This window comes from Sulfurimonas sp., assembly GCF_027056685.1.
GTDB lineage: Bacteria > Campylobacterota > Campylobacteria > Campylobacterales > Sulfurimonadaceae > Sulfurimonas.
In genome coordinates this window covers 1-8654 of record NZ_JALUKE010000163.1, presented here as the reverse complement: position 1 = coordinate 8654, position 8654 = coordinate 1, and the positions used below count along the sequence as shown (strand labels likewise).

General features: G+C 34.8%; 12 protein-coding genes. 7 read left to right on the top strand and 5 right to left on the bottom strand.

The features are described 5' to 3' along the window. The 3 genes from MVY38_RS07175 to MVY38_RS07165 form a co-directional block, all read left to right on the top strand. On the top strand, positions 1-764 hold a 764-nt coding region (locus tag MVY38_RS07175; RefSeq protein ID WP_297484748.1), incomplete at its 5' end, for an immune inhibitor A domain-containing protein. 9 nt (positions 765-773) lie between these two features. Beyond that, a complete protein-coding gene (locus tag MVY38_RS07170; RefSeq protein WP_297484746.1) occupies positions 774-1154 on the top strand; it encodes a hypothetical protein in 381 nt (126 codons plus the stop codon). 9 nt (positions 1155-1163) lie between these two features. Continuing rightward, positions 1164-2786, top strand: a complete 1623-nt coding sequence (locus tag MVY38_RS07165; protein WP_297484744.1) for a cation:proton antiporter — start codon at positions 1164-1166, stop codon at positions 2784-2786. Positions 2787-2790: 4 nt separating this feature from the next. Here MVY38_RS07165 and pyrE read toward each other — a convergent pair whose 3' ends face one another. The 3 genes from pyrE to secG form a co-directional block, all read right to left on the bottom strand. Further along, positions 2791-3399, bottom strand: a complete 609-nt coding sequence (pyrE, locus tag MVY38_RS07160; protein WP_297484742.1) for an orotate phosphoribosyltransferase — start codon at positions 3397-3399, stop codon at positions 2791-2793. Positions 3400-3403: 4 nt separating this feature from the next. Beyond that, complete coding sequence (gene frr / locus MVY38_RS07155) at positions 3404-3961, bottom strand: ribosome recycling factor (protein ID WP_297484740.1); 558 nt, start codon at positions 3959-3961, stop codon at positions 3404-3406. Between the two features lie 93 nt (positions 3962-4054). Next, entirely contained in the window at positions 4055-4381 is a 327-nt protein-coding gene (gene secG / locus MVY38_RS07150) for a preprotein translocase subunit SecG (protein WP_297484738.1), read from the bottom strand. A gap of 127 nt (positions 4382-4508) precedes the next feature. Here secG and MVY38_RS07145 point away from each other — a divergent pair, with 127 nt between their 5' ends. Genes MVY38_RS07145 through MVY38_RS07130 form a run of 4 tightly spaced genes read left to right on the top strand, consistent with a single transcriptional unit; the run spans position 4509 to position 7692 of the window. After that, a complete protein-coding gene (locus tag MVY38_RS07145; RefSeq protein WP_297484736.1) occupies positions 4509-5444 on the top strand; it encodes a metal ABC transporter substrate-binding protein in 936 nt (311 codons plus the stop codon). Then, the gene (locus MVY38_RS07140; protein WP_297484734.1) at positions 5435-6205 is read left to right on the top strand and encodes a metal ABC transporter ATP-binding protein; all 771 of its coding nucleotides are present in this window, start codon (positions 5435-5437) and stop codon (positions 6203-6205) included. The genes MVY38_RS07145 and MVY38_RS07140 overlap by 10 nt, the downstream gene beginning before the upstream one ends. A 9-nt stretch (positions 6206-6214) precedes the next feature. Beyond that, positions 6215-7012: a metal ABC transporter permease gene (locus MVY38_RS07135; RefSeq protein ID WP_297484732.1), complete on the top strand. Its 798-nt coding sequence runs from the start codon at positions 6215-6217 to the stop codon at positions 7010-7012. After that, positions 7009-7692 carry a methyltransferase domain-containing protein gene (locus tag MVY38_RS07130; RefSeq protein WP_297484730.1) on the top strand — a complete coding sequence of 228 codons (684 nt, stop codon included), beginning with the start codon at positions 7009-7011 and terminating at the stop codon, positions 7690-7692. Before MVY38_RS07135 ends, MVY38_RS07130 begins: the two co-directional genes overlap by 4 nt. On the opposite strand, the gene MVY38_RS07125 is transcribed toward MVY38_RS07130, so the two are convergent. After that, a complete protein-coding gene (locus MVY38_RS07125) occupies positions 7682-8083 on the bottom strand; it encodes a thiamine-phosphate pyrophosphorylase (RefSeq protein WP_297484728.1) in 402 nt (133 codons plus the stop codon). The genes MVY38_RS07130 and MVY38_RS07125 overlap by 11 nt on opposite strands. Further along, positions 8073-8654, bottom strand: a 582-nt coding sequence (locus MVY38_RS07120) for a Bax inhibitor-1/YccA family protein (protein ID WP_297484726.1), incomplete at its 5' end; no start/stop codon positions are given. The genes MVY38_RS07125 and MVY38_RS07120, both read right to left, overlap by 11 nt.

Genomic DNA, 8654 nt, shown 5'->3' with positions numbered 1-8654 from the left:
CACTAAAAGTCGATGGTGTTTATGTTATGAAAACAAGTGAAGATAATACTAAATCCGGAACCTATACGCGTTTTGGAGCAAACCATGGCAATCACAAAGCAACCATTGGTATTATGTGTCATGAGTTGGGACATGCAGCTTTTTTCTTAAAAGATTATTATGATAATGGCGGTGGTTCAGGTCTTGGCTGGTATGATATTATGAGTGGTGGTGCATGGGCATATCAACCATCAGATAGTTATGAAGGAGAGACGCCGACACAGTATAGTGCCTTTAATAAAATAGATGCGGGACTTGATGAGAATGTCACAACACTCTTTGGAACTGATACAGTGACTATTGGCTGTAGTGGTAGAGATTTTATAAAGCTTAAGACTTCTAAATCAAATGAGTACTTTTTGCTTGAGTGTAGAGATACGGCAAAGAGAAATTCAGATATTAGTCTCTCAACTGCAGATGCTGCGTTTGGGGACAATACACTTTTTACAATGATGTACCATGTTGATACTAATAAAGCAGATAATACACAAAGTGGTAGACAGACACAGAGTAATCACTATATGGTTGCAGTTGTCGAGAAAGATAGTTCTACTCTTATGACAAATACAGAGGATATATATGCTGATTTTTCTGATGTTTATACGCAGGGTGATCTTATCAGTAAAACAAACTTGTATGATGGAAGCAGTACGGGCTATGGTATAGAGGTTGTGAATGCTGATTATACCAATAGAGAAATGACTTTGAAAGTTACAAAACAATAAGGAAAAGATATGAAAAATTTAGCTGTTTTATTTGTTGTTATTTTGTTAAATGTTGCTGCGTTTGGCGCACCTGCTTTGAATAGAAAGATTACCTTTACTCAGCCTGATGGCACACAATTCGTTGGCAAACAAAAGGGTGATGCCTCTTTTCACTGGATACAGAGTGGTAGTGACATCGTTATATATAATCCAAAAGACAAGTACTACTACAAAGCGATTGTTGATAAAGAAAAAGGCATACGCGCAACTACACAAAAGATGGGGCAGGGCAGTGTAAAAATACAAGGGTTAAACGCAGCGGTTTCTCAACCAATGCAGCCAGATGCTACAATAGAACAAACGCTTCGTTTTTTACATAAAAAAGCAAAACAAGCCAATACTCCGAGGTAGAGGAAATTTATGAACAATATGCTTCTGTATGTGGTTGTTGCACTGGGTGTATCAACACTTCTAAATATTGGATTAAAACGAATAAAAATATCACCTATTATAGGATATATTTTTACTGGTATAATTATTACATATCTGTTTAATCTACATAAATATGCACACTCTGAAGGGCTTGAGCATATTAGTGAATTTGGTATTGTATTTTTAATGTTTACAATAGGCTTAGAAATATCTTTTAGTAAAATGAGAACTATGAAGATGCTTATCTTTGGTAATGGTATTGCACAAGTTTCTCTTACTGCATTTGCCGTTTTTGGTATTGCTCATTATATTTTTACTATTGATTTTCTTGCCTCTGTAATGATAGCACTTGCATTTTCTCTCTCATCGACAGCGGTAGTGTTGACCTATTTGAAACAATCAAAAGAGATTTATACCTCTTACGGACAGCGTGCGACTGGTATTTTGATTTTTCAAGATATTGCTGTTATTCCTATTATGATTTTAATTGGTTTTCTCTCAAATGCAGGACATGAAAGTATTACTACAATTCTTTTGCATACATTTGAGAGTGCTTTTTTAGTCTTATTACTTATGTTTACTATTGGAAGAAAAATCATAGAGTGGCTTTTGCATTTTTCAGCTACAAGTGAATTGGATGAACTCTTTATGGCTTCGGTACTTTTTATTGTGACAGCAACATCATTACTAGCATATTTCATGGGATTTACATACTCTCTTGGTGCATTTATTGCAGGGATGATTATTGCAGAAACGAAGTATCACTATAAGGTAGAAGCCGATATTGCACCATTTAAAGACATTTTACTTGGAACTTTTTTTGTTGTAGTTGGAATGAAAGTTGATATTTTAGTATTTGTTGATAATTTTACATTGATTTTAGCTCTGTTCGCAATGGTATTTGTCCTTAAAACACTCATTACTTTTGCTGTTGTATCTGTTACATATAAGCCTTTGACTGGTTTGAAGACAGGTCTTGCAATTGCTCAGGTAGGTGAGTTTTCTTTTGTGATTTTTGCATTGGCAAGTGCAGGGCATTTGTTAGATGAAAATTTGACCTCTTTATTAGTACTTGTTGTTATTTTTTCAATGGTTGTCACGCCTTTTTTTATACCACATGTAAAAAAAGTGGCAGAGTATATTATCCGTTCTAAGTCATCTATTCCTGAGGTTGTAGATCTTACTGAGAGAAAAGATCATATCATTATTTGTGGATATGGAGTTGTAGGCAAGTTTGTTGCAAAACATTTAGATGAGTATGGCATGGATTATATTGTTGTTGATAACTCTCCAAAGCATGTAAAAGAGGCTGTAAATAGAAATATTGAAACTTATCTTGGGGATATGTCAAAGCGGGCTATTATTGAAGCTCTGCATGTAAGAGATGCTGCTGCTGTCATTGTGACTCTGGATAATCCAGATAAAAAACAGTTAATTTGTGAAGCGATTATAGAGCAAACAAAAGAGGCTAACATCATTGTAAAAGTAGTCTCAAAAGAGGAGAGAATAAGATTGAAAAAATTAAAAAGTCCTCTTGTTGTGGATGGAAAAGTTGAAGTAGCAAGAGTGCTTGTTGAGCGAGCAATGAGTTGCCAGCTCAAGTGGCATTAGCCCTTTAGTTTCCTCTTGAACCTGGTTTGATGGCTTCACTGCCGTCTTTGCAAAGAGGACACTCATCTGGCGCATACATTTCAAATGTAAAATCAGCAAGTGCAAAAAATGGAATATTTTGTGGCAATTTACAGTTTGGTTTTGTTGCTATGTCACTATGTTCACGATGACAAAAACCACGATTTGCAAGAGCAGCAGCTCCTACTATTTCCCCGCCAAGTGCTTTTACAACAGCCGCTGCTTCCATAGCACTACCGCCTGTTGTAATGATGTCTTCACACATTAAAACTTTTTCGCCTTTTTGTACTTCAAAACCACGACGAATGTTCATAGCACCATTGACACGCTCAGCAAAGATGAAACGCACATCAAGTGCAGTTGCAAGTGCAAATCCTGCTATAAGCCCACCAAGGGCAGGAGAACATACAGTATCAATTTCAATACCACTCTCTTTAATCTGCTTTGCAAGTGCCTCTGCTAAAAGTTTTGCAGTTTTTGGATCTTCTAAAACTTTTGCAGATTGCAGATAAAACTGTGAGTGATTTCCGGAACTAAGCTTAAAATGCCCCTCTAAAAGAGCATTTGCATCCATATAGATTTTTTTTACATCCATCAAATTAAACCTTTAATATTTCAGCTTCTTTATCTTTTAAGATAGTGTCCACTTTTGAGATATATTTGTCTGTAATTTTTTGCACATTGTCTTGAGCAGATTTAGAATCATCTTGTGTGATTTCTTTCTCTTTTTCAAGTTTTTTGATTCTATCGTTTGCATCGCGTCTGTCATTTCTAATAGAAACTTTTGCATTTTCGCCCATTGTTTTCATCTTTTTCACAGACTCTTGTCTCTGTTCAACTGTCATTGGTGGAAAGAAAAGTTTAATTTGGTCGCCGTCATTGTTTGGGTTTACACCGATATTTGCAGCTTGGATTGCACTCTCTATGTCAGAGAGTAGATTTTTTTCCCAAGGGTTTACAACAATAGTTGTAGCATCCGCAGCTATTACAGAACCAACCTGATCTAGTGGTGTTGGTGTTCCATAGTAGTCGATTTTTACATTATCTAAAACAGAAACAGTCACTTTTCCAGTTCTAAGGGTTTTAAAATCTCTTTGCATATGCTCAATGCTGCCTTGCATTTTTGTTTCACATGTTTCATATATTTCGTTTAACATTCTTTTTCCTTGAAGGGTATAAAAATAAATTGTGTTATTGTAGCAAGAAATGTTTTAAGAGTGAGTAAAAGGAGAAAGTTTTAAAAGAGACAGCTACTTTGTAGCGTTTGTCTCTTTTGCAGGAGTTGTTTTAACAGCAGGTGCTGCAACATTAGTTTTTGTAACAATGTCATCAACCACTGAAGCTTGCGCAGTACGAGTGTACATATATCCCAGAGTAATTGTATTTATAACAAATAACAGCCCTACCGTGAATGTTGCTTTTGCTAAAAAGCTATTTGGACCTTTCGCTCCAAAAACAGAATCGTTTGAGCCACTGTAAGCACCAAGCCCAATGCTTGAACTTTTTTGCAACAGTACGGCTATAACTAAGATAATAACCAATACTATTTGTACGATAAGTAAAAGACTAGTAGTCATAAATAATTTCCTAAATTAAAAGTGGCGAATTATATCTAAAAAAACCTATATTATCAAACTACTAAGGTGTGGCACTTAAAAAGAGGGTATAATTACATATATACAAAAACTATTTTAAGGATAATAATTGAAAAATTTAAAAATTATGTTTGTTGTTTTGTTTGTGGCTATTGTAGGAGTGCTTCTTTTTATATCTATGGAGAAAAAACAGGTTAAACAAATTAAACCAATTGTAGGGGCAACTACTTTTGCACTGTATGATATTACGAAACATATAGCAGGTGATACTGTAAACCTTGTAAATATATTACCTTTTGGTGTTGATCCACATAGTTTTGAACCGACACCAAAATTAATGGTTAAAATAGCAAAAAGCCGTCTAGTCTTCTATAGTGGAGCAGGATTGGAACCATGGATAGCAAACTTCCAGTTTAAAGGTAAAGCTGTAAATATTAGTAAATATGTAGATTTAAGAGAGCTAAAAAGTAATGGAGATGGGGAGCAGGCGGTAACAAAGCAAAATATGCATACAAGCAGTCTGGACCCACACTATTGGTTAGATTTTTCAAATATGCAAAAAGCTACAGCTGTCATTACAAAAGAGCTTATTTCACTAATGCCTAAAAATAAAAAACTTTATCTTCAAAATGAACAAAAATATATAAAAATGCTTCAAGGCTTAAATACTCTTTACAAAAAAACGCTTACATCATGTAAAAATGACACAGTAGTTATAAGTCATAATGCACTTGGGTATTTAGCAAATAAATATCATTTTAAAGTACAATCTTTAACTGGACTCTCTCCAGAAGCAGAACCTAGCGCACAAGATGTAAATAGAATTTTTAAAGATATTAAATCTGAAGGGTTAGATACAATCTTTTTTGAAAATTTTGTAAATGACAAGCTTATTAAATCTATTGCTCATGATGCAAAAATAAAATTTGAACTTTTCGAGCCTTTAGGAACAATTACTGCAGATGAGGCAAAGGCTGGTCTTACTTATGAAGATATTATGAAAAGAAATCTTAAAAAATTAGCTAAGGCTCTTCAGTGTCGCTAAAACCAGAAGTACCAATTTTTGAGGTAAAAGAGCTTAGCTTTAGAGTGAGAGAGCAACTTATTTTAGAAAATGTCTCATTTGAAATTTTCAGTGGTGAATACATTGCTATAATAGGACCAAATGGGGGTGGAAAGACGACACTTATTCGGCTCCTTTTAAATTTAGAAAAACAGACTTCTGGTGAGATTAAGATTTTCGGTAAAAAACTAAAAGATTTTAAAGAGTGGTACAAAATAGGGTATGTTCCTCAGCGTGCGACCCTAGTAGATGAGAGTTTTCCTGCTACTGTTGAAGATATTGTAAAAATGGGTCGTGTTGCTAGACGAGGTGTTTTTGCTGGAATGAGCAGTGAAGATAGAGAAAAAGTACACGATGCAATGCAAAAGATGGATATTTTAGATCTAAAAGATAAAATGGTGGGAACGCTCTCAGGTGGGCAGAGACAGAGAGTGATGATAGCAAGAGCCTTGGCATCTTCTCCAAAAATACTTATACTGGATGAGCCAAATACAGGTGTAGATATGGTCTCACAACAGAGATTTTATGAGCTTTTAGCGAAATTAAATAGAGAAGAAAATATTACAATTTTATTTATTACGCATGATATTGGTGTTATTGCAGATGATATTGGTCGTCTTTTTACAATCAATAGAAAAGTAACTATCTGTAATGATCCAAAAAAACTTCTCAGTTGTGATGAAGTGAGTGATTTGTATGGAATTCATGCACACTCTCTTGCAAATCATAAACATGAACATTAAAGGTTTTGTATGTTTGAAATGCTAAGTTATGATTTTATGCAAAGAGCTTTTATAGCAGGGCTTTTTATAGCAACTCTGGCATCTATTAGTGGTACTTTTGTTGTACTTAAACGCTACTCTCTAATGAGTGAGACTTTAGCACACTCAGCACTCGTTGGTGTGGCCGTAGGACTTGTAGCAGGCTACAACCCTCTTTGGGTAGCAGTTGTTGTCTCCATCCTCTCTGCTTGGCTTATAGAGTACCTTAGAAGTAGTTTTTCAATCTATAGTGATGCCGTGCTTTCCATTATGCTCTCAGGCTCCTTGGCATTAGCAGTTATTATTGTCTCTTTGGGTGGAGCTTTTAACAACTCTCTTTTCTCTTATCTTTTTGGTTCAATTCTCTCTGTAAGTGATACTGATGTTTATACTATCGTTGTGTTTGGAAGTATCTCTTTGGCATTTTTACTCCTTTTTTCTAAAGAGTTATACTTTATAGCTTATGACGAAGAGGTGGCAAAAACAAGTGGTATAAAAGTGAAGTTTTTAAACTTTTTACTTGTGACGGTTGTTGCTATTATTATAGCGCTCTCCATTCGTGTTGTTGGTTCTTTACTTATTGGAGCTTTAATGGTTATTCCGACAGTAGCTGCTCTACAATACCGTGTAGGTTTTAGAAACACGATGTTTATAGCACTCTTCTTTGCACTCTTTAGTGTGATTTTTGGAATGAGCCTCTCATACTACTTTTCACTTCCTTCAGGGGCAACGATTGTACTCTCTGTTATTGCTATTTTTATTATCTCTTTGGTTATCAATAGAAAATGAAAGTAAGCTCTGAGTTTTCAAAATATGCACAGAGTTATAGTTCTCATAATGTTATACAAGAAAAAGTCGCACGAAAACTTCTCTCTCTTGTGAAGGGCGAACCTCAGTACATTTTAGATTTAGGATGTGGTAGTGGCGCTTTAGCAAAAAAGATAACATGGAGATACAAAAAATTTATTGGTGTTGATTTTGCTCCAAGAATGTTAGAGATACATCCAAAGTCTAAACATATTGAGTGCATATATGGAAACTTTAATGACAAGACTCTTTTTGAAACACTTTTAACATACCGTTTTGACTACATACTCTCTGCCTCAGCGCTACAATGGGCGCAGAACATAGAAGAGACCTTTAAAACGATACAGGAGCTTCATGCACCCGTGGCCTTGGCTATATTTACAGCAAATACATTTCAAACACTTTACAAAATAGCCTCTTTAGAAGCACTTTTACCCTCTCGTGAACTATTACAAGATTTGCAGGATCACTATTTTGATGCAGATTTTGAAGTTGTAGAATACAGATTAAAATTTGAAAATGTGCGTGAAATGTTTCGTTATATCAAACGCAGTGGTGTAAGTGGTTCGAGAAATGTATTAAGTTACAAAGAGATGAAAAAATTGATGGATGAGTATCCATATGATTATTTAGAATTCGAGGTTGCGTATATTACAAGTTAGTAATTTTTTCTAAATTATAGAGTTCGTAGCGAATAGTTTTGAATTTTTCACTATATTCAATATTTGAGAGTTTGAAAAGTTCTTCTAAAACACGGCTAGATTCTTGAGCTCGTTTGAAGTTTGCAGTGATTATACTCTTTAAATCAGTACGTTTTTGTTCACTTTTTGTAGATGATTTAAGTACATCATTGATGCTGTCACGATTTTCTAGGAGTTCTTTTATTTCATCTATTCTTGCTTGATGACGAAGTGATTTGAGTTTCGAGGAGAGTTCTTTGTTATTCTCTTTATATCGTAAGATATCTTCTATAACGCGGATGCCTTCTTTAAGGCGATTTAGATTTGCATCTATCACCCGATAAAGTTCGGGTGAGAGTGAGTTAGTCGTCATTTCCAAAAATACCAAATAGTTGTAGTAGTGCTATAAAGATATTTAGAAAGTCTAGGTAAAGCGCAATTGCACCATCAATAGGTGTTTGGTAAGCACCTTTCATTATATTTTGTGTATCAAATATTACTAAAATACTAAAAAGTATAACAACTGCACCGGCAATAATGATTTGAAACATTGGATTGCCAAGAAAAATGTTTAAGATAGAAAAACCAATGATTACAAAAAGTGCAATCATTAGCGGTTTTGTATATCCTGTAAAATCTTTAGTACTTTTAATAGCAAAGAAACTCATAGCTCCAAATACAACAGCAGTCATAGCAAATGCATTCCCTACAATAGCGCCACCACCACTCATACCTAATGTATAAGCTAAAAGAGGTGCAATAGTGAAACCTGTTACAAATACAAATGCAAACATAACAAGTAGATTAATACCAGGTTTGTTTTTTACAAATTGTAATCCAATTAAAAGACCAATTTCTAAAAAGAAGAGTGGCCACATCATAGTAGCTAAACTTGCTGCAAGTGGTACCCCCACATACGCTCCAGCTGCTCCAGCCATCATAGA

Bases quoted from the DNA above. Each gene is read 5' to 3' on its own strand.
- MVY38_RS07170 (WP_297484746.1), top strand. From the start codon at position 774: ATGAAAAATTTAGCTGTTTTATTTGTTGTTATTTTGTTAAATGTTGCT.
- MVY38_RS07165 (WP_297484744.1), top strand. From the start codon at position 1,164: ATGAACAATATGCTTCTGTATGTGGTTGTTGCACTGGGTGTATCAACA.
- pyrE (WP_297484742.1), bottom strand. From the start codon at position 3,399: ATGGATGTAAAAAAAATCTATATGGATGCAAATGCTCTTTTAGAGGGG.
- frr (WP_297484740.1), bottom strand. From the start codon at position 3,961: ATGTTAAACGAAATATATGAAACATGTGAAACAAAAATGCAAGGCAGC.
- secG (WP_297484738.1), bottom strand. From the start codon at position 4,381: ATGACTACTAGTCTTTTACTTATCGTACAAATAGTATTGGTTATTATC.
- MVY38_RS07135 (WP_297484732.1), top strand. From the start codon at position 6,215: ATGTTTGAAATGCTAAGTTATGATTTTATGCAAAGAGCTTTTATAGCA.
- MVY38_RS07130 (WP_297484730.1), top strand. From the start codon at position 7,009: ATGAAAGTAAGCTCTGAGTTTTCAAAATATGCACAGAGTTATAGTTCT.
- MVY38_RS07125 (WP_297484728.1), bottom strand. From the start codon at position 8,083: ATGACGACTAACTCACTCTCACCCGAACTTTATCGGGTGATAGATGCA.